The organism is Tardiphaga sp., assembly GCF_044336785.1.
Taxonomy (GTDB): Bacteria; Pseudomonadota; Alphaproteobacteria; order Rhizobiales; family Xanthobacteraceae; genus Tardiphaga.
The window spans coordinates 50,493-69,361 of record NZ_JBIIOT010000019.1; the positions used below are offsets into that span (position 1 = coordinate 50,493).

18 protein-coding genes and 1 tRNA gene are annotated in these 18,869 nt (G+C 61.4%); 13 read left to right on the plus strand and 6 right to left on the minus strand.

Translation table 11 applies throughout. The features are described 5' to 3' along the window. Nucleotides 1-88 precede the first annotated feature (88 nt). Nucleotides 89-1,546, plus strand: a complete 1,458-nt coding sequence (locus ACIQ2A_RS08430) for a glutamate synthase subunit beta (protein ID WP_398477821.1) — start codon at nt 89-91, stop codon at nt 1,544-1,546. A 160-nt stretch (nt 1,547-1,706) separates the two neighbouring features. On the opposite strand, the gene ACIQ2A_RS08435 is transcribed toward ACIQ2A_RS08430, so the two are convergent. Both ACIQ2A_RS08435 and ACIQ2A_RS08440 read right to left on the minus strand, forming a co-directional pair. After that, nucleotides 1,707-2,507, minus strand: a complete 801-nt coding sequence (locus ACIQ2A_RS08435) for an alpha/beta fold hydrolase (protein WP_398477823.1) — start codon at nt 2,505-2,507, stop codon at nt 1,707-1,709. Nucleotides 2,508-2,698: 191 nt separating this feature from the next. Then, nucleotides 2,699-3,175 (minus strand): Hsp20 family protein, encoded by a 477-nt coding sequence (locus ACIQ2A_RS08440; RefSeq protein WP_398477825.1) that lies wholly within the window; start codon nt 3,173-3,175, stop codon nt 2,699-2,701. A gap of 195 nt (nt 3,176-3,370) precedes the next feature. On the opposite strand from ACIQ2A_RS08440, the gene ACIQ2A_RS08445 reads away from it, so the two are divergent. After that, a complete protein-coding gene (locus ACIQ2A_RS08445) occupies nt 3,371-4,318 on the plus strand; it encodes an alpha/beta fold hydrolase (RefSeq protein WP_398477827.1) in 948 nt (315 codons plus the stop codon). Nucleotides 4,319-4,434: 116 nt separating this feature from the next. Next, on the plus strand, nt 4,435-5,073 hold the full coding sequence (locus tag ACIQ2A_RS08450; protein WP_398477829.1) for a LysE family translocator: 639 nt from the start codon (nt 4,435-4,437) through the stop codon (nt 5,071-5,073). Nucleotides 5,074-5,175: 102 nt separating this feature from the next. On the opposite strand, the gene ACIQ2A_RS08455 is transcribed toward ACIQ2A_RS08450, so the two are convergent. Then, nucleotides 5,176-5,928, minus strand: coding sequence for a sulfite exporter TauE/SafE family protein (locus tag ACIQ2A_RS08455; RefSeq protein WP_398477832.1), 753 nt, complete (start codon nt 5,926-5,928; stop codon nt 5,176-5,178). 90 nt (nt 5,929-6,018) lie between these two features. On the opposite strand from ACIQ2A_RS08455, the gene ACIQ2A_RS08460 reads away from it, so the two are divergent. After that, on the plus strand, nt 6,019-6,912 hold the full coding sequence (locus tag ACIQ2A_RS08460; RefSeq protein WP_398477834.1) for a LysR substrate-binding domain-containing protein: 894 nt from the start codon (nt 6,019-6,021) through the stop codon (nt 6,910-6,912). Nucleotides 6,913-6,914: 2 nt separating this feature from the next. Here the strand turns inward: ACIQ2A_RS08460 and hisN are convergent, their stop codons facing one another. The 3 genes from hisN to ACIQ2A_RS08475 form a co-directional block, all read right to left on the minus strand. After that, nucleotides 6,915-7,697, minus strand: a complete 783-nt coding sequence (gene hisN, locus ACIQ2A_RS08465) for a histidinol-phosphatase (protein ID WP_398477836.1) — start codon at nt 7,695-7,697, stop codon at nt 6,915-6,917. A 660-nt stretch (nt 7,698-8,357) separates the two neighbouring features. After that, the gene (locus ACIQ2A_RS08470; RefSeq protein ID WP_398477838.1) at nt 8,358-8,531 is read right to left on the minus strand and encodes a Flp family type IVb pilin; all 174 of its coding nucleotides are present in this window, start codon (nt 8,529-8,531) and stop codon (nt 8,358-8,360) included. A 183-nt stretch (nt 8,532-8,714) separates the two neighbouring features. Next, nucleotides 8,715-9,602, minus strand: coding sequence for an N-formylglutamate amidohydrolase (locus tag ACIQ2A_RS08475; protein ID WP_398477840.1), 888 nt, complete (start codon nt 9,600-9,602; stop codon nt 8,715-8,717). Nucleotides 9,603-9,885: 283 nt separating this feature from the next. On the opposite strand from ACIQ2A_RS08475, the gene cpdR reads away from it, so the two are divergent. The 9 genes from cpdR to ACIQ2A_RS08520 all read left to right on the plus strand — a co-directional run. Then, the gene (cpdR, locus tag ACIQ2A_RS08480; protein WP_211910339.1) at nt 9,886-10,245 is read left to right on the plus strand and encodes a cell cycle two-component system response regulator CpdR; all 360 of its coding nucleotides are present in this window, start codon (nt 9,886-9,888) and stop codon (nt 10,243-10,245) included. A gap of 105 nt (nt 10,246-10,350) precedes the next feature. Next, a tRNA-Val gene (locus ACIQ2A_RS08485) sits at nt 10,351-10,425 on the plus strand. 191 nt (nt 10,426-10,616) lie between these two features. Then, nucleotides 10,617-11,420 carry a gamma-glutamyl-gamma-aminobutyrate hydrolase family protein gene (locus tag ACIQ2A_RS08490; RefSeq protein WP_398477842.1) on the plus strand — a complete coding sequence of 268 codons (804 nt, stop codon included), beginning with the start codon at nt 10,617-10,619 and terminating at the stop codon, nt 11,418-11,420. Nucleotides 11,421-11,659: 239 nt separating this feature from the next. After that, complete coding sequence (locus ACIQ2A_RS08495) at nt 11,660-12,568, plus strand: amino acid ABC transporter substrate-binding protein (protein ID WP_398477845.1); 909 nt, start codon at nt 11,660-11,662, stop codon at nt 12,566-12,568. Nucleotides 12,569-12,731: 163 nt separating this feature from the next. After that, nucleotides 12,732-13,463: an amino acid ABC transporter permease gene (locus ACIQ2A_RS08500; protein ID WP_398477847.1), complete on the plus strand. Its 732-nt coding sequence runs from the start codon at nt 12,732-12,734 to the stop codon at nt 13,461-13,463. Nucleotides 13,464-13,466: 3 nt separating this feature from the next. Further along, nucleotides 13,467-14,159 carry an amino acid ABC transporter permease gene (locus ACIQ2A_RS08505; RefSeq protein ID WP_398477849.1) on the plus strand — a complete coding sequence of 231 codons (693 nt, stop codon included), beginning with the start codon at nt 13,467-13,469 and terminating at the stop codon, nt 14,157-14,159. A gap of 23 nt (nt 14,160-14,182) precedes the next feature. Beyond that, on the plus strand, nt 14,183-14,914 hold the full coding sequence (locus ACIQ2A_RS08510; protein WP_398477859.1) for an amino acid ABC transporter ATP-binding protein: 732 nt from the start codon (nt 14,183-14,185) through the stop codon (nt 14,912-14,914). Nucleotides 14,915-15,208: 294 nt separating this feature from the next. Further along, complete coding sequence (locus ACIQ2A_RS08515) at nt 15,209-17,239, plus strand: methyl-accepting chemotaxis protein (protein ID WP_398477851.1); 2,031 nt, start codon at nt 15,209-15,211, stop codon at nt 17,237-17,239. Between the two features lie 31 nt (nt 17,240-17,270). Continuing rightward, on the plus strand, nt 17,271-18,869 hold a 1,599-nt coding region (locus ACIQ2A_RS08520), incomplete at its 3' end, for a methyl-accepting chemotaxis protein (RefSeq protein ID WP_398477853.1).

Genomic DNA, 18,869 nt, shown 5'->3' on the forward strand with positions numbered 1-18,869 from the left:
CCACGGGCACAAGAAGACTGGATTGCTTCGTCGCTTCGCTCCTCGCAATGACGAGCTGATAGAGACGGGTTAGAGGCGGTAAGCTGAAATGGGCAAGATCACCGGTTTTCTCGAAATCGAACGTCACGATCGCAAGTATGCGCCGGTCGCGGAGCGGCTGAAGAACTACAATGAGTTCGTGATTCCGCTCGGCGACAAGGACACGCAGAGCCAGGCCGCGCGCTGCATGAATTGCGGCATCCCTTATTGTCACGGCACCGGCTCGGTGCAGCCCGGCACGCCCGGCTGCCCGGTCAACAACCAGATTCCGGACTGGAACGATCTGGTTTACGCCGGCAACTGGGAAGAAGCCTCGCGCAACCTGCATTCCACCAACAACTTCCCGGAATTCACCGGCCGCATCTGTCCGGCGCCGTGCGAAGCGTCCTGCACGCTGAACATCGACGACAATCCGGTGACCATCAAGACGATCGAATGTGCCATCGTCGACAAGGCATGGGACAATGGCTGGCTGAAGCCGCAGGTCGCAGCCGTGAAGACCGGTTACAAGGTCGCCGTGATCGGCGCCGGCCCGGCCGGCATGGCCTGCGCGCAGCAGCTCGCCCGCGCCGGCCACGAAGTCCATGTCTATGAGAAATTCGCCAAGGCCGGCGGGTTGATGCGTTACGGCATTCCTGACTTCAAGATGGAAAAGACCGTGATCGATCGCCGCGTCGAGCAGATGGTCGGCGAAGGCATCATCTTCCATTACAACACGCCGGTGGGCGGCACCGCGCTGAACGCCGTCGATCCGGTCGAGCTGGCAAAGACCTATGACGCCATCGCGCTCACCGGCGGCGCCGAGCACGGCCGCGATCTGCCGATCCCGGGCCGTGAATTCGACGGCATCCATTTCGCGATGGATTTCCTGCCGCAGCAGAACCGTCGCGTCGGCAATGAGCCGCTCGGCGACATCAAGGAGATCCTGGCCGGCGGCAAGCATGTCGTCGTCATCGGCGGCGGCGACACCGGTTCGGACTGCATCGGCACCTCGCTGCGCCAGGGCGCGCTGTCGGTGACCCAGCTCGAAATCATGCCGGCTCCGCCGGAGAAGGAAAACAAGGGTCTCACCTGGCCGAACTGGCCGCTGAAGATGCGCACCTCGTCCAGCCAGGCCGAAGGCGCCGAGCGCGAATTCGCCGTGCTGACCCAGAGCTTTGAAGGCAAGGACGGCAAGGTCACACAGCTCAATTGCGTGCGCGTCGACGACAAGTTCAAGCCGATCCCGGGCAGCGAGTTTGCGCTGAAAGCCGATCTCGTCCTGCTCGCCATGGGCTTCGTGCATCCCGTGCACGAAGGCATGCTGAAGACCCTCGGCGTCGAACTCGACCAGCGCGGCAATGTGCAGGCCGGCCTCAACGACTTCGCGACCTCGCTGCCGAAAGTGTACTCCGCCGGCGACATGCGCCGCGGCCAGTCGCTCGTGGTATGGGCGATCCGCGAAGGCCGTCTGTGTGCACGCTCGATCGATACCGCGTTGATGGGCACGACGACGCTGCCAAGGTAAAACGCGGCCGTAGGGCGGATAAGCGAAGCGTAATCCGCCATTCTTCGCCACATGCACTCGGCCGGCGGATGACGGCTTCGCCTCATCCGCCCTACGGCCAAACGCCAAAACGACCCGGCCTGCTCAGCAGCGCCGGGTCGTTTCGCCTTCAGCGACGCTCTTACTTCTTCATCGCCGTCTTGTTCGCAGGCGTGGTGACACCAGCCGCCTGCAGGATCAGGTTTGCGACGTCGCGGGCATGCGACACCATGATGAGATGGCCGCCATCGACTTCGACGGTGGTGGCGTTCATGCGCTTGGCGAGGAAGCGCTCGAGATCGGGATTGATGGTGCGGTCCTGCTTGGCCACGGCATAGAAGGATGGCTTGTCGTGCCAGGCCGCAGCACTCGTACGGTCCGCGAAGATGCTGGCTGCCGTATCGCCCTGTTCGGCGAACAGCACCTTTGCTTTCGTCGGCTCGACGCCATTGGCGAAATCCTTGAGGAAGGCCGGCTCCGACAGCAGCGTATAGCCATCATGGGTCTGGATGCCTGCGCGCACAGGGCCCGTCGGGAATTTGCCGGACAGCGCGACGAAATCCTCATTGGCATCGGGTGCGCGCGCCGCGACATAGACCACGGCGGAAACCTTGGGATCGGTGCCGACATCGCTGACCACGGTGCCGCCCCAGGAATGGCCGACCAATACCGTGGGGCCATCCTGTAGCGCGAGCGCGCGCTTGGCTGCGGCATTGGAATCGGCGAGCGACGACAGCGGATTCTGCACGGCGGTGACATGCAGGCCGGCCTTTTGCAGCAGCGGGATCACCTCGCCCCAGCTCGATCCATCGGCCCAGGCGCCGTGGATCAGCACGACATTCTTGGCCTTTACGGGGGCAGTCTGCGCATCGGCTGTGGTGGCGGTGAAGATGGCGGAAAGGGCGCTCAACGCGAGCGCGGCAAGTATCCGGGTGGTGGTCATTGCATGAACTCCTGATGGGTTGAGACAGTGGCGCTGTCTTGCCGAGGTTCGATGCGGGGGTCTTGGACGTTACGCAGCCGCAGCTTTGTGATCGATCACGGATGTTCACGAGAATGCGAGAAAAAAGCGCCCCGGATGGTTCCGGGGCGCTCACAACGCACAGCTACACTTACTTCACGTAACAGTCGCTATTACGCAGCGACTTTCTCGGCCGAGCCGTCAACCACCTTGGGTGCGCTCACGGCGCTGGTGGAAATCGGAATGCTGCGCGGCTTCGCAGCTTCGGGAATCTCGCGCACGAGATCCACATGGAGCAGGCCGTTCTCGAGCGAGGCATTCTTCACCTGCACGAAGTCGGCAAGCTGGAAGGCGCGCTCGAAGGCGCGGGCGGCGATGCCGCGATAGAGCACTTCGGACGAGTTGCCATTCTGGTTGGCAGCTTTCTCGCCCTTGATCGTCAGCGTGTTTTCCTTCGCGACGATAGAGAGCTCGTTCGGCGCAAAGCCGGACACGGCGACGCTGATACGGTAGTCGTTCTCGCCGAGGCGCTCGATATTGTAGGGCGGATAGCCCGACGCGGTTTCAGCCGTGGTCTGGTCCAGCAGGTTGAACAGGCGATCGAAGCCGACGGTGGAACGATAAAACGGGGTGAGATCATAGGTACGCATAGGGTAGTCCTCCATTGAGCGACTGTTGAGTTACCCGCCCGCCAATCGGGCCGGGCTTTCGTCACATGCAGCCTAGAGAGGCCTGCATGAAGGTGATATGGGAGGGGTGTTGCGGCCTGCAAGGGGAGGCGAAAGAATCTCGCCGGCGCCTCTCAGGCTCTTGAAAACCCGTCTTTTTCACCTAGCCGGTCCCGCATGACGCTTGTCTCGATCCCCGCCAATCCGGTCCCCGAAGGCGCCACGTCCGGCACGATCAAGACATCCGATGGTGTCGAGCTGCGCTTCGCGCGCTGGGCACCGCCTGCCGGCCACAAGGGCACGGTGTGCGTTTTCACCGGTCGCGGCGAATTCATCGAGAAGTATTTCGAGACGGTGCGCGATCTGCGCGATCGCGGTTTTGCCGTGGCGATGATCGACTGGCGCGGCCAGGGTCATTCGGCGCGGCGGCTGCGCGATGCGCGCAAGGGCTATGTGCGGAATTTCTCGGATTTCGAAATCGATGTGGAAGCCTTCGTGCAGCAGGTGGTGATGCCGGATTGTCCGCCACCTTATTATGCGTTGGCCCATTCCATGGGTGGTGCCGTGATGCTGCGGGTGGCGCATTCCGGGAAGCGCTGGTTCGATCGCATGGTGCTGTCGGCGCCGATGATCGATCTGCCAGGCCGCGCCACCTCGCTGCCGGCGCGGCTGTTGCTGCGCTTCCTGCGCTGGACCGGGCAGGGCGGCAACTATGTTCCCGGTGGCAATGGTGAGCTGGTGGGCTCGTCGTCATTTCCCGACAACAAACTGACCAGCGATGCCGTTCGCTATGCGCGCAACGCCGCGATCCTGCAGGAAGATCCGACGCTCGGCATCGGCGCGCCGACCATCGCCTGGGCGGATACCGCGATCCGCGCCATGCACGGGTTTCGCGCGACAAGGTATCCCGTCGATATCCGTCAGCCCATCCTTATGCTGGCTGCGAGCCATGATCAGGTGGTCTCGACGGCGGCGATCGAGGAATTCGCCTATCATCTGCGGGCGGGATCGCATCTCGTCATTGCGGGGGCAAAGCACGAGATCCTGCAGGAGCAGGATCGCTACCGGCAGCAATTCTGGGCGGCGTTCGATGCGTTTGTGCCAGGGACGCCGTTGTTTAAGTAACACTCACACTGTCATCGCCCGCGAAAGCGGGCGATCCAGTAAACACCGCTGCCCGTGTTTACTGGGTCGCCCCGTCAAGCGGGGCGATGACAATGAGACGATGAGGAAGACTAACCATGCTCGGCATTCACGATCTCTGGCTGTTCGTTCTTTCCGGCCTGCTGCTCAACATCACACCGGGGCCGGATACAGCTTACATCATTGGCCGTAGCGTGCAGATCGGATGGCGCGGTGGCGTCGCAGCTGCGTTGGGTATCTGTGCTGGGTGTCTCGTCCACGTCTTCGCAGCCGCTATCGGCCTATCTGCATTGCTTGCAGCGTCATCGACGGCCTTCACCGTCGTGAAATGGGTCGGTGCGGCCTATCTGCTCTATAGTGGCATTCAGATGCTGCGCTGGAAGGCGCCGGACGATCTGCTGGCGTCGTCCATCGACAGACCGGCGATCAGGCTCAGCCAGGTGTTCTGGCAGGGCGCGCTTACCAACGCGCTGAATCCGAAGGTCGCGCTGTTCTTCCTAGCCTTCCTGCCGCAATTCGTCGATGCGGATGCGCCGCACAAGGCGCTGGCCTTCATGGTGCTCGGGATGATGTTCATCGGCACGGGCGGAGCGTGGTGCCTGCTCGTCGCGGTGTTTGCGGCACGCGCAGCGCGGCGTGTGCGTCAGTCCGGCCGGGCGCTGGTCTGGATCAACCGTGCGCTTGGTGGCGTGTTTGTTTATCTCGGGATTCGTGTGGCGCTGCTGGAAGCGAAATAAAGCGCGGAGCCGTAGGATGGGTAAGAGCGAAGCGAAACCCATCGGCGGAATGATGGGTTATCGCACCGGCCTTCGGCCTCTGCTCAACCCGTCCTACAAACGTCACTTCATCACAGCGATCGTTGCGCTCACCGCGAGATAAATTCCGAGCAGCAGCATCGCGATCAGGAACCAGCGGCGGAATTGCTCCGGCGCCATGCGGTCGCGTACGGCCTGGCCGAGGAACATGCCGGCGAAAGCGGTGATCATGGCAATGACACCCGGCACGGCGGTCGCCGCATTGAGCAGGCCGGCGCTGGTGAGATTGAACGCCTGCGCCAAGGTTGCCACGGTGAAGTAGAGCCCGAGCGCCTGTACCAGTTCGTTCTTCTCCATGCCGATCGACTGCATGAAGGGCATCGACGGAATGACCTGCACGCCGGTGGCCGCCGAGACCACGCCGGTGATGGCGCCGACGATGCCGCCGACCCATTTTTCATCCTTTGGCGCGGTCCTGAACTGGAATTTCACCAGCGTCACCACGGCATAGACCACGAGCAGCACGCCGAGAATCACGGCGCAATATTTGGCGTAAGGGCCTGTCATCAGGCCGCCTCCGAGCCAGATCGCAATCGCGGTGGTGAGCAGCAGCGGCCACAGCCGGCGGATGATGTCGCGCAGATAGGGGCCGGCGAAAGTCTGCCAGATATTGGTGACGACGGCGGGCACGATGACGATGGTCAGCGCCTGAACCGGGGTCATGGTGGTGGCGAGCAGGCCCATCGCAACGGTGGGAAGGCCGAGGCCGATGACGCCTTTGACGAAGCCTGCGAGTGCGAAAACGAAGGCGATCAGAATGAGCATTGTGTCGGTCATGGTGCGACACATTGACCGATCCTCGCGAGGGGCACAATCTGGAGGTTATGGAGAGTGCCTTCGCCTGATCCGAAGGCTGGAGGATGCGCGATGCATTTCGATCTGGTCGATCTCAGGCTGTTCGCGGCCGTGGCCGAGGCGCGCAGCATCACGGGCGGCGCTGCAGCAGCGAATTTGGCGTTGGCCTCGGCAAGCGCGCGCATTCAGGGGCTGGAGGCAGCCGTCGGCGTCGCGCTCCTCAAACGCGGGCGGCGTGGGGTGACACTGACGGCGGCGGGCGAAAGCCTGCTCGGCCATGCCCGCGTGGTGCTGCATGATGTGGAAGCGCTCCGCAGCGATATGGCGGCCTATGCCAGCGGGACCAAAGCGAGCATCGTTCTGCTGGCGAACACTGTTGGTCTCTCCGAGCATCTTCCAAAGGCGCTGGCCGCGTTTCTGCGCGAGCATCCGCAGGTCAGCCTTGAGGCAGAAGAGCGCGAAAGCGCCGATATCGCGCAGGCGATTGCGGCAGGCAGTGCTGATATCGGCTTTGCGGCCGAGCATACGCTGCCGGAAACGCTCGATCGCTTCATCTTCAGCGAGGATCGACTCGTGCTGGTGACGGCTCCGCGCAGCGATCTGGCGTCGCGCCGGGTGATCGATTTTCGCGAGGTCGCCGATCGCGATTTCATCGGGCTGACCAATGCGACGGCGCTGCAGAACCACATCGGCAAATATGCGGCCCGCCTCGGCGCGCGGCTGCGCTATCGCGCCCAGATGCGCGATTTCGATGCCATGTGCCAGATGGTGGCGGCACATGTGGGCGTCGCCATTGTGCCGGAAGTGGCGGCGCGTCGTTGCGCGCGCTCGATGCCGATTGCGCTGGTGCGGATCCGGGACAGCTGGGCCAACCGCAAGCTGGCGATTTGCTTTCGCGATCTGAAGGCGATGTCGCGCCCGGCACAGCAACTGGTCGAGCATCTGCGCGCCGCGGCGCGAGGCTGAGGTCAGGGATTCAACAGCTTCATCGCCGCCGCATGCACGCGTGGATCGCCGGCAGCGATGATCTTGCCGCCGTTCTGGGCCGGCTTGCCGTCCCAGGTGGTGACGATGCCGCCGGCGCCGGTGACGATGGGGATCAGGGCCGCGATGTCATAGGGCTTGAGGTCGGTCTCGATGACCAGATCGAGATGGCCGGCGGCCAGCATGCAATAGGAATAGCAATCGCCGCCATATCGGGAGAGGCGGACATGTGTCTCGACGCCCTGGAAGGTCGCGCGGTCGGTCTCGTTCATCAACAGCGGGCTGGTGGTAAAGAGCACGGCCTTTTCGAGCGAATCGCAGCGCCGCACAGCCAGTTTGCGGCTGTTGCCACCAGCGCCCTGAAAGCGCGCCGAGCCGTTATCGCCGGAAAAGCGCTCGCCGATATAGGGCTGGTGCATCATGCCATAGACTGGCGTGCCCTTGTGCAGCAGGGCGATCAGGGTGCCCCAGGTCGGAAAGCCGGAGATGAAGGACTTTGTGCCGTCGATGGGATCGAGCACCCAGACATACTCCGCGTCTTCGCGTTCGACGCCGAATTCCTCGCCGACGATGCCATGCTGGGGGAAGCTCTGCTTGATCAGGCGCCGCATCACGGCCTCGGCGCCGCGGTCTGCTTCGGTGACCGGGTCGAAATCGCCAGCCTTCTTGTTGTCGATGCTGAGCGAAGTCCGGAAATAGGGAAGGATGGTCTCGCCCGATGCGGTGGCAAGCCGGCCGATGAAGGCGGTGAAATCGATGACCGTCACGGCTGGATCCTTTACGGCGAAGAGTCGTTGGCTGGTTGTATCAACCTATATCGCGGCTTGGGCCAAGCTGCATATGAGGCGCTCGCATTTGCCCACCGGTCGCGAATTTTGCGCAGACCGCGCAATTGAATTTATGCGCAATGTGCGCAATTTGACTCGCCAAAGATTATGAGCCGAAGAACTGGAATTTGGCATTAAGAATGAACTTTTGTTCATTTCTAAAATGCGTCAAAATGGCTGACCATTTTTCAAGTATCTGTTTTTGCTGAGTTTAATTGTGACGACCATGCTGCGAGCGGCAAAAAGCCTTGCATTTTTTGCATGAGAAAATGCCCGAAAACTCTTGCACTTCGAAGCCCAGGGATGCATATTGTTGCGGTGCGGTAGCGCCTGGCGCTATCGCTGCCCTCCTTGGGCGTTTCCTCCCTAGACTTGGGCCGCTTGCTTTCGCAAGTGGCCCTTTTTTCTTGTCTATGGAGTTTTTGCAAGTTGCGCGGCGATCGGCCGGCAATTTGTTTGCGCTCGTTCATCCTCGCAAGCTCAGCCGACAACTGCTGGCATTCGCTGCGGCCGAGGTCAGTGCCAGCCGCAGCCAGGAAAGAACGAAACGAGCAGATCGCTCTGGCTGAGAACCGGAGCCAATCGAAGCGCTGCGCGGACTTACTTCAGCGACGTGTTGATCTCGGCAAACTTGCCGTTGAGGTTCGTTCCGAGACCGTTAACGACCGCGATGATGGCAAGTGCAATGCCGGCGGCGATGAGGCCGTATTCGATGGCCGTTGCACCCGACTCGTCGGCGACGAACGTCTTGATGATGCTCTTTATTTTGATCATTTTATCCCTGCCCAATGGTTATCGCGGTCAATGCCGCCGGGATAAAATGACGATATATAATCTAAGGTTGTATGAATCGCGGTGGTAAAAGAGTGGGGTATCCAGCTGTTTTGCACGATTTGCCGCAGGTAAATTAGTCCGCTGTCAGTCTCTGCGGCGGCTGAGCGCGGCAACTGCGGAAGGTCACTCCGCCGCCGTCTGGAACGGGCCGAGCAGACGGAGCGGAATGTCGATCAGGGCGTCCGCCAGAACCGTGAAGTCATCGGCGATCTGGTCGAAGCGTGCGGTCCGCTCGCGCTTGCGCTCGTCCATATAGATGGAGCGGTTCAGCTCGATCTGGACGGCATGGAGGCCGCTGGCCGGGTTGCCGTAATGCTCGGTTATGAAGCCGCCGGCATAGGGCTTGTTGCGGCCGATCGAATAGCCAAGCCGCCGATACGTATCCTCCACCACATCGGTGAGAAGCCCGGCGCAGCTGGTGCCGTAGCGGTCGCCGATCACCACGTCGGGCCGGCGCGGCTCTTCGCGGGCGATGCCGATCGAGGGCATCGAGTGACAATCGACCAGAATGGCCGTGCCGAAGGTCTGGTAGGCCTTGTTGATCAGGCGGCGCAAAGCGCGGTGATAGGGCTTGTAGAGGCTCTCGATGCGGGTGAGGGCGTCGTCCACATTCAGCCGCTCGCGATAGATCTCCTGGCCGTCGCCGACCACGCGCGGGATGGTGCCAAGCCCGCCGGCGACGCGCATGGAGCGGGTATTGGCGAAGCTCGGCAGCCGGCCCGTGAACATCCGGGGGTCGAGCTCATAGGGCTCGCGATTGACGTCCACATAAGAGCGCGGGAAATGCACCCGCACCACCGGGAAGCCGCGATTGGCCAGGCCGCCGATCAGATCGTCCATGAACGAATCCTCGGAACGGCGAAGGGACGCGATATCGATTCGCGAGGCGCTGAGGAATTCGGCGGGATAGACGGTGCCGGAGTGGGGCGAGTTGAAAATGATCGGCGCCCGCCATGCGGAGGGCTCGTTGATCTCGAAGGGGGGCGACAGCTCACCGTCAAACTGGGTCATCGTCGCGTTTCGTCCCTGCAGGCACGTTCTTCTGGACCACCAGTCTGGCAGAAAACCGGCAATTTGCGAGATGTCATTGTCGGTATCCGCGCGCGATCATGCAACGGTCGTCCGGACCTCATCCGCCGCGGAAAACCGGTTCTGTTGCTCTGGATCGCAATCTGGCGCACCATAATGAAACGGTTATCCACATGCCCGCGGCGCAAACTTCACCCGAAATTTACCAACCACGGGGCTTAGTGGGTGCCAGGTTTTCCTCATTCGGGTTCGACGTCTCACAGCCATGCACAAGATCCTTCTCGCCGAAGACGACAATGACATGCGCCGGTTCCTGGTGAAGGCGCTGGAAAACGCCGGGTTCTCGGTGTCGCACCACGATAACGGCATGTCAGCCTATCAGAGGCTGCGCGAAGAACCCTTTGAAATGCTTCTAACGGATATCGTGATGCCGGAAATGGACGGTATCGAGCTGGCCCGCCGCGCCAGCGAACTCGATCCGGACATCAAGATCATGTTCATCACCGGCTTCGCCGCCGTGGCGCTGAATTCGGACTCCGAGGCGCCGAAGAACGCCAAGGTTCTGGCCAAACCCGTGCACCTGCGCGAATTGGTCAGCGAAGTGAACAAGATGCTGGCGGCCTGAGGCTGTCGGTTTTTCTTCACAAACGGTCGTAATTGGCGCCCCGGCATCCTTGCCTCGCCGGGTCCGACCCGTTATAGACCGCCTACCCGTAACGACCGGTTCTTAGGGCGCGTAGCTCAGCGGGAGAGCACTTCCTTGACATGGAAGGGGTCACAGGTTCGATCCCTGTCGCGCCCACCATCCTGCCCTTCGGTCCAGGTTTCCAAACATCGACAGTCTGTACGATGGGTTGAGCGTAGGTGCTTCGCCTTCCTGCATCAGTCGATTTTTCTCCCATGCGCGGAAAGATGGGGCTTCTGTTCCATTGCGTATCGTTTTCGCAGCAAATCTCGGTTATCGTCGTTCCGTCATAATGTGTTCGACCGGAAGCGATGGCAGTGAAGTCCCGGCCAGTCATTGGCGTGATCGGCAACGCCTACCGCATTGAGAACCGATTCTCCGTCCAGGCGGCCGGAGAAAACAATCTTCGCGCGGTGGCCGAGGTCGCTGGCGCCTTGCCTATGATGTTCGCCGGTACACCCGACATCACCGATATCGCCGAAGTGCTAAATATCGTCGACGGCATCCTGCTCACCGGCGCTCGCGCCAATGTCCATCCCGCCCGATTCGGCATGCAGGCCTGTGTGCGTCACGAGCCTTACGACAACGGGCGCGACGATGTGGCATTGGCGATGGTGGAGGCGTGCGTCACGCGCGGCGTGCCGATCTTCGGGATCTGCCGCGGCCTGCAGGAAATGAATGTCGCCTTTGGCGGCACGCTGCATCCGGAAATCCGCGAAATTCCGGGCCGCATGAATCACCGGATGCCGCGGCTCGAAAATGGCGAAATCCATCCCGACCCCGCCGTGGTCTTCGCTGATCGTCACGACGTGCATCTGACCAGCAACGGCACCTTCGCCAGCCTGCTCAAGCGCGAGACCATCACGGTCAATTCGCTGCACGGGCAGGGCATCGAGATGCCTGGTGAGCGGGTGGTGGTCGAGGGCATCGCCGAGGACGGGACCATCGAGGCCATTCGTATTGCGGATGCACCGAGCTTCGCGCTCGGGGTGCAATGGCATGCCGAATATGATCCGCAGATCAATCCGATCAACCGCACACTCTTTCTCGCCTTCGGCGAGGCTGTCGCAGCGCAAAAGCAGCGCCGGACGATCGGCGTCGCAGCACTTGCCTGATCTCTGTAGCAGGATCGTCATACTGCGACGATCCGCCTGATCGCGTTCTCCATCTTTCGTCGGACACGCGAGAACCAACCACCTCCTTTAAGCGTATCACTTCCGCACTCGCCCGGCTTATCCGTGATTTGCCGGAGGAGGCATTTGCGTTTGGCCCCGTTTGTGCAAGCATGACGGGCGGACATGCCAGTGTGCTCGGAGGAGCCCGGTGTGAGACCGGAGTTGTGAGGAGAGGGACTATGAAACGACTTTTTCTGTTGGGGGGCGTGATCGCCGCCGCTTTCGCAAACCAGGCCAGTGCGCAAGAGCTCACCGGCACGCTCAAGAAAATCAAGGACACCGGGGCCATCACCATCGGCTTCCGCGATTCCTCGGTGCCGTTCTCTTATCTCGATGACAATCAGAAGCCCGTCGGCTTCGCCATGGACATCTGCTACAAGATTGTCGAGGCGGTGAAGAAGGAGCTGAAGAACGACAAGATCGAAGTGAAGCTCAATCCCGTGACTTCGGCGACGCGCATCCCGCTGATCGCCAATGGCACCGTCGATCTCGAATGCGGCTCCACCACCAATAATGCGGATCGCCAGAAGCAGGTGTCGTTCACCAACACCCACTTCCTCACCGCCAGCCGCTTCGTTTCCAAGAAGACTGCCAAGCTCGAAAAGATTGACGATCTGAAGGGCAAGACGGTGGTCTCGACCTCCGGCACCACCAATATCAAGCAGCTGACCGAAGCGAATGCCGCGCGCAGCCTTGGCATCAATATCGTGCCGGCCAAGGATCACGCGGAAGCGTTCCTCATGGTCGAGACGGATCGTGCGGTCGCCTTCGTGATGGATGACATCCTGCTCGCTTCGCTCGCTGCTGGCGCGCGTGATCCCAATGCCTACGTGATTTCGAAGGACGCGTTCTCGAAGCCCGAGCCGTACGGCATCATGCTGCGCAAGGGCGACGACGCCTTCAAGAAGGTCGCCGACACCGCGACGGCCGATCTCTACAAGAGCCCGGAAGGCGCAAAACTGTACGAAAAGTGGTTCACTCAGAAGATCCCCCCGAAGGGTCTGAACCTCAACGTGCCGATGGGCCCGGAACAGACCAAGGCTTTTGCCAAGCCATCGGATTCGGCTGATCCGGACGCTTATCTGTAATTGCTGCTAACTCCGTCATGGCCGGGCTTGTCCCGGCCATCCACGTCTTTCGCTGCTGATGGCAACGACGGTAATACGCGGGGCAAGCCCGCGCATGACGGAGGATAGGCAATGGCCCAGCCATTGCATGAGAGCTTGTCAGACTGCGTATCGGGGGCGCTAGGTGAACTATAATTGGAACTGGGGGATCTTCTGGGACCAGACGCCGGATGCGACTGGGACCTATTTTGCCTCGCTGATGAGCGGACTTCAGGTCACGGTCCTGCTCGCGCTGGTGGCCTGGATCATCGCTTTCGTGCTCGGCTCGGTCGTCGGCATCATGCGCACGCTACCGTCGCGCTGGCCGGTTCTGATCGGCAATGCCTATATCGAGCTGTTCCGTAACATCCCGCTGCTGGTGCAGCTGTTCATCTGGTTTTTCGTCGTTCCGGAATTGTTGCCGGGCGAATTCGGCATGTGGGTCAAGCAGCTGCGCAACGGGCCTTTCATTGCCGCGATGCTCGGGCTTGGCTTCTACATGTCCTCGCGCGTGGCCACGCAGGTCACCGCCGGCATCAATGCATTGCCGAAGGGGCAGCGCATGGCGGGCACGGCGATCGGTCTCACCACCTGGCAGACCTATCGCTACATCCTGCTGCCGCTGGCCTATCGCATCATCTTCCCGCCGCTGACGTCGGAATTCTTGAACACGATCAAGAACACGGCGCCAGCGCTGACGATCGGCGTGCTCGAACTCACTGCGCAGGCGCGCTCGATGCAGGAATTCTCGTTTCAGGTCTTCGAGGCTTTCACCGCTGCGGCGGGCATCTATCTGCTGCTGAGCGCCGTCGTCACCATCGGCATGCGTCTGATCGAAAAACGGCTGGTCATCCCCGGCTTCAATGTGGGGAAATAAGCGATGTTCAGCACATTCGATTTCGATGTCATCTGGCGCAGCCTTCCCTACCTCTTCTATCAGGGCATGGTTTTCACCCTGACGCTCACAGCCATCGCAACCTTCTTCGGCCTGATCCTGGGCACGTTGATCGCGATGATGCGACTGTCATCCAATGCAGTTCTTTCCGGCGTCGCTGCGAGCTATGTCAACCTGATGCGCTCGTTGCCGCTGGTGCTGGTGATCTTCCTGTTCTACTTCCTCAGCCCCTATATCGGGCAGTGGATCATTCGCGCCGATCAGCCGGTGCAGGTGGGCGCCTATACATCGACCATCATCACATTCACGCTGTTCGAAGCCGCCTACTTTGCCGAGATCATGCGCGCCGGCATCCAGTCGGTGCCACGCGGCCAGGTCAATGCGGGCTATGCCATCGGCTTCAACTATCGCGAAGTGATGCGCTATGTCGTGCTGCCACAGGCCTTCCGCAACATGCTGCCCGTGATTTTCACGCAGACCATCGTGCTGTTTCAGGACACGTCGCTGGTTTACGTGCTGTCGATCACGGACTTTCTCGGTGCTGCGTCCAAGGTTGCGCAGCGCGACGGCCGCCTGACTGAAATGTATCTGTTCGCCGCGGTGGTCTATTTCGCGATCAGTTTCACTGCCTCCTTCTTCGTGAAGCGCTTGCAGAAGCGCATCAGCATCATCCGCTAGCCAGTACGGTTGTCCCCATGCCCATGATCACCCTCGACAAAGTCAGCAAGTGGTACAATCCGCAGTTTCAGGTGCTGAAGGACTGCACGACGCAAGTGGAGAAGGGCGAGGTCGTTGTCGTCTGCGGCCCGTCGGGCTCCGGCAAATCGACGCTCATCAAGACCGTGAACGCGCTGGAGCCCGTCCAGGAAGGCACCATCACGGTTGACGGGCTCGATGTCACCAAGATGAAAAAAGACCTGCCGAAGCTGCGTTCGCGCGTCGGCATGGTGTTTCAGCACTTCGAACTGTTTCCGCATCTGAAGATCGTCGAGAATCTCTGCCTCGGCCAGACCATCGTGCTCGGCCGCAAGGAAGAAGCGGCGCGCAAGAAGGCGATGGCGATGCTGGAGCGCGTCGGCCTCACCGCCCATGCGGAGAAATATCCCGGCCAGCTCTCGGGTGGTCAGCAGCAGCGCGTGGCAATTGCGCGCGCGCTGGTGATGGATCCGATCTGCATGTTGTTCGACGAGCCGACCTCGGCGCTCGATCCGGAGATGATCAATGAAGTGCTCGACGTCATGGTCGAACTCGCCAAGGAAGGCATGACCATGATGGTGGTGACCCATGAAATGGGTTTTGCCAAGAAGGTCGCCAACCGCGTCATCTTCATGGATGCTGGTGAGATCGTCGAGGATGCGCAGAAGGAGGACTTCTTCGGCCATCCGCGCAGCGATCGCGCGCAGCAATTCCTGTCGAAGATTCTGTCACACTGACGCCTGCAATTTGATCGCTGGCTTGCACTAAGTTTGTGCAGCGCGGTGGATGCTGCCTAGCCCGGCAATTAACGATTGTGTCAGGAATCCGGTGGTACTCCTGAACCCGCGAGAACAGGCCCCACGGTTCGCGGCTATTGCCCCTGACCCGCAAGGTCGTCGTCATCGCGGGCAGTGCATGGTGTTGCTGCTTCAATAACTCCGATGTTTAGCGTCTGTTGGCAGCGCCGCCTCCAGCCGTGCAGGCTTCGTCTGCGCGCGGGCCGGTCTATGCCGTTGCGGGAAGTAAGTGGCATGGCGAAGATAAACCGCGTCGGCAACAAGCTCGGTTTGGCCGGATTGATCGGCATCCTGTTGTCCATCGGCGTGGTTGCCAATCAAATGCATACGGAGACCGAGGTCTCCGACGTCAATCGCCGTGCCGATGTCCAGCAGCAGATCGCTGACGGCGCGCGCGAAGCGGATGCGCTGATGCGCAGCATGCAGACAGCCAGCCAGAGCCTGCGCATCGCGATCACGACGCCGGAGATGGACAAGAGCGTCGCCGAGATCAAGGCGGCGAAAGCCGCGCAGGATACGATCCTCGATGGCAATATCGCGATGGCGCTTCGCCAGGAAAACCGGGACAATTTCGCGAAGATCAAGGCACTGACGGCGTCTTACGTCGGGGCGGCCGATGAGATCGCCGCGCTACAGAAGAAACTGCTGGATCTCTACCGCACGCGCAATGTCGCCGTGCTCGACTGGAACAGGCATCTCGAACAGATGCGCCTCACCACCGCGGTGAATCAGGCGCCGAACTGGGCCGACGTCGAAAATCACCTGAAAGCCGCCGACAATGCCGTCAATGCCGTGCAGGCGGCTGCCTGGCGCTATGCTTCGCTGAACGAAATCGTTCAAAAGGGGCTGATCGTCACCAAGGCGAAAGTGCTGAACGACGCGCTTGCCAAGGCCAGCGTGATCGAGGACAGCGAACTGGTGCAGAACGGGCTGACGCAGCTCAGTGCCGACATGCGGAAATTCATGGCGGCGACCGATGAAGCCATCCAGATCAACGACCAGAAGAGCGACATCGTCCGCAAGAAACTGACGCCGACAGCGGCTGCCGCCGGCGAGCTGGTGTCGGCAGCTGTGGTTGCTGCCAAACAGGCCGTAGCGGATGCGCGAAATCAGGCTGCAGCGACCATGGAACGCTCAGGCCAGATCAATCTCGCCCTCGGTGTCGCTGTCGTCACGGTTCTGATCGGGTCGATGGTGTTCAGCTTCTTCGGCGTAGCTCGGCCGATGACGCGTCTCAATGCGGCTATGGGCCGGATGGCTGGTGGCGATCTCGACGTGGTGATTCCCGGTGCGCGGCGCGGCGATGAAATTGGCGATATTGCCAAGACCGTGTCGGTGATCCGCGACAATGCTGAACGCAAGGCGCGCGATGAAGCCGCGGCGCGGATCGATCAGGACAGCCAGGCCGCGGCAGCGCGCCGGCGCGAAATGGCCGATCTCGCCGATGGTTTCGAGCGGGCGGTCGGCAACATCGTCGACAATGTCTCCTCGGCATCGTCGCAGCTGGAAGATTCTGCAGGCGGCCTCACGGCAACTGCCGAGCAGGCCAAGCAGCTCACTGTGGCGGTCGCCAATGCCTCCGACGAAGCATCGGGCAATGTCCAGGCTGTGGCCTCATCGACTGAAGAGATGTCGTCCTCGATCAACGAGATCAGCCGGCAGGTGCAGGAATCCGCAAGCATCGCCAATTCCGCGGTGGAGCAGGCCCGCAAGACCAATGAACGTGTCGCCGAGCTGGCGAAGGCTGCGGCGCGCATCGGTGATGTGGTCGACCTGATCAACACCATCGCCAGCCAGACCAACCTTCTCGCCCTCAACGCGACCATCGAGGCGGCACGTGCCGGTGATGCCGGCCGCGGCTTTGCGGTGGTTGCATCTGAAGTGAAGACACTCGCCCAGCAGACGGCGAGTGCGACCAGCGAAATCTCGCAGCAGATTTCCGGCATCCAGGCGGCGACGCGGGAATCGGTGAATGCGATTGCCGAGATCGGCAACACCATCGGCCGCATGTCCGAGATCGCATCGACCATCGCGTCCGCTGTCGAGGAGCAGGGCGCCGCGACCCAGGAAATCGCGCGCAACGTCCAGCAAGCGGCCCATGGCACCATGCAAGTGAGCGCCAATATCTCCGATGTCCAGCGCGGTGCCACGGCGACCGGCTCGGCCTCGTCACAGGTTCTCTCCGCCGCGCAGTCGCTGTCCAGCGAGAGCGGACGTCTCAAGCTTGAAGTCGGCAGGTTCCTGGACTCGGTCCGGGCTGCCTAACGTTACGTCGATCCAGCAAGGAATGCCTGTAATGTCGTTGCTCAATCTTCGCATCCGCGGCCGCCTCTATGGCGGTTTCGGCGCCCTGGTTCTGTTCGGATTGGCGAGTTCTGCCTTCGCAGTCTGGCAGATGACCGAAGTGAGCACGCGGGTCGGCTCCATGACCCATCTGTCGAACAACACGATCCGTGCTGCCGAAGTGGCGTCGGAGCTGCAGGCGGTGCGCGGCGCCATCCTGCGTTACTCCTTCGATCAGGATGAAGCATCGATCGCGGATGCGGATAGGCGCCTGGCCAGTCTGGCGACAAGCGTCGATACGGTGATGAAGGCGAGCCGCTCCGAAGAGCGTCGTACCGCCTATCAAGCCATCGCGAAGGATGTCGCCGAGGTGACCAGGCAGCGGCAGGCGCTGGGCGACGCGGTGAAGCAGGTGGTGGCCGGGCGGGAAGTGCTGCAGGAGGCCGGCGACAAACTGTCATCCAGCCTGCGCAAGCTCACGATCAGCACCCGCAACACCACATATGGTCAGGGCTCGACCAAGCTCGAATCCGACACGCTGATGGTGCAGATCGCCAACTGGCGCTTCTTCAGCAGCCGTGACGAGAAGCACATCGAGGCCTTCAAGGATCAGGCGCGCATTGCCGAGCAGCAGATCGGCGAGATGGAAAAGATGCAGATGCCGCCGACGCTGGCGACGCTGTTTGGCACCATCCGCACCAATCTGAAGAGCTACGCATCGCTGTTCGAAAAGGCCGCCGCCAGCATGCAGGCATCGGATGCGATCTTCAACAAGTCGATCAGTCCTCTCATTGTCAATGCGATCGCCCGTGTCGAGGTCGTCAAGGCCGGCATACAGCAGGCGCAATCGCAGACGGTTGCCGCGACCAATGAGCAGATTTCGGCTACCACGACGCTGCAGGCGGTTGTCGCTGCGGCTTCCACCCTGATCGGTGTGGTCATCGCATTCCTGATCGCCCGCAGCATCATCGGCCCGCTGTCCGGCCTGACCGCTGGCATGAAGCGCCTCGCGGACGGTGATTTCAGCGTTGTTCTGCCGGGCTTGGCGCGGAAGGACGAAGTCGGCGACATGGCGCGCGCAGTCGAGGGCTTCAAGGTCAAGGCCGAGGAGAAGGCGCGTATCGAAGCTGAAGCCAAGCTGACACAGGACCAGCAGGCTGCCCTGCAACGTCGTCGCGACATGGTCAGGCTTGCCGATGATTTCGAGGCCGCCGTCGGCCAGATCGTCGAAGCGGTGTCGTCCGCATCGAGCGAGCTGGAAGGTTCCGCGGGCACGCTCACCTCGACGGCTGAGCGCTCGCAGGAGCTCACCACCATGGTCGCGGCAGCGTCGGAAGAAGCATCGACCAATGTGCAGTCGGTGGCGTCCTCGACTGAGGAGATGACGTCCTCCATCAACGAGATCAGCCGCCAGGTTCAGGAATCGTCGCGCATCGCAAGCGCTGCAGTTACTCAGGCGCAGAAGACCAATGACCGTGTCGGCGAGTTGTCGCGCGCAGCCGGCCGCATCGGCGCGGTGGTCGAGCTGATCAACACCATCGCTGGCCAGACCAATCTGCTGGCGCTCAACGCCACCATCGAGGCTGCCCGCGCCGGCGATGCCGGTCGCGGC

Coding starts and splice junctions, on each gene's coding strand:
- ACIQ2A_RS08445 (WP_398477827.1), top strand. CDS start 3,371: ATGACGCTTGTCTCGATCCCCGCCAATCCGGTCCCCGAAGGCGCCACG.
- ACIQ2A_RS08450 (WP_398477829.1), top strand. CDS start 4,435: ATGCTCGGCATTCACGATCTCTGGCTGTTCGTTCTTTCCGGCCTGCTG.
- ACIQ2A_RS08455 (WP_398477832.1), bottom strand. CDS start 5,928: ATGACCGACACAATGCTCATTCTGATCGCCTTCGTTTTCGCACTCGCA.
- ACIQ2A_RS08515 (WP_398477851.1), top strand. CDS start 15,209: ATGGCGAAGATAAACCGCGTCGGCAACAAGCTCGGTTTGGCCGGATTG.
- ACIQ2A_RS08510 (WP_398477859.1), top strand. CDS start 14,183: ATGATCACCCTCGACAAAGTCAGCAAGTGGTACAATCCGCAGTTTCAG.
- cpdR (WP_211910339.1), top strand. CDS start 9,886: ATGCACAAGATCCTTCTCGCCGAAGACGACAATGACATGCGCCGGTTC.
- ACIQ2A_RS08435 (WP_398477823.1), bottom strand. CDS start 2,507: ATGACCACCACCCGGATACTTGCCGCGCTCGCGTTGAGCGCCCTTTCC.
- ACIQ2A_RS08460 (WP_398477834.1), top strand. CDS start 6,019: ATGCATTTCGATCTGGTCGATCTCAGGCTGTTCGCGGCCGTGGCCGAG.
- ACIQ2A_RS08475 (WP_398477840.1), bottom strand. CDS start 9,602: ATGACCCAGTTTGACGGTGAGCTGTCGCCCCCCTTCGAGATCAACGAG.
- ACIQ2A_RS08470 (WP_398477838.1), bottom strand. CDS start 8,531: ATGATCAAAATAAAGAGCATCATCAAGACGTTCGTCGCCGACGAGTCG.
- ACIQ2A_RS08430 (WP_398477821.1), top strand. CDS start 89: ATGGGCAAGATCACCGGTTTTCTCGAAATCGAACGTCACGATCGCAAG.
- ACIQ2A_RS08495 (WP_398477845.1), top strand. CDS start 11,660: ATGAAACGACTTTTTCTGTTGGGGGGCGTGATCGCCGCCGCTTTCGCA.
- ACIQ2A_RS08505 (WP_398477849.1), top strand. CDS start 13,467: ATGTTCAGCACATTCGATTTCGATGTCATCTGGCGCAGCCTTCCCTAC.
- ACIQ2A_RS08490 (WP_398477842.1), top strand. CDS start 10,617: ATGGCAGTGAAGTCCCGGCCAGTCATTGGCGTGATCGGCAACGCCTAC.
- ACIQ2A_RS08440 (WP_398477825.1), bottom strand. CDS start 3,175: ATGCGTACCTATGATCTCACCCCGTTTTATCGTTCCACCGTCGGCTTC.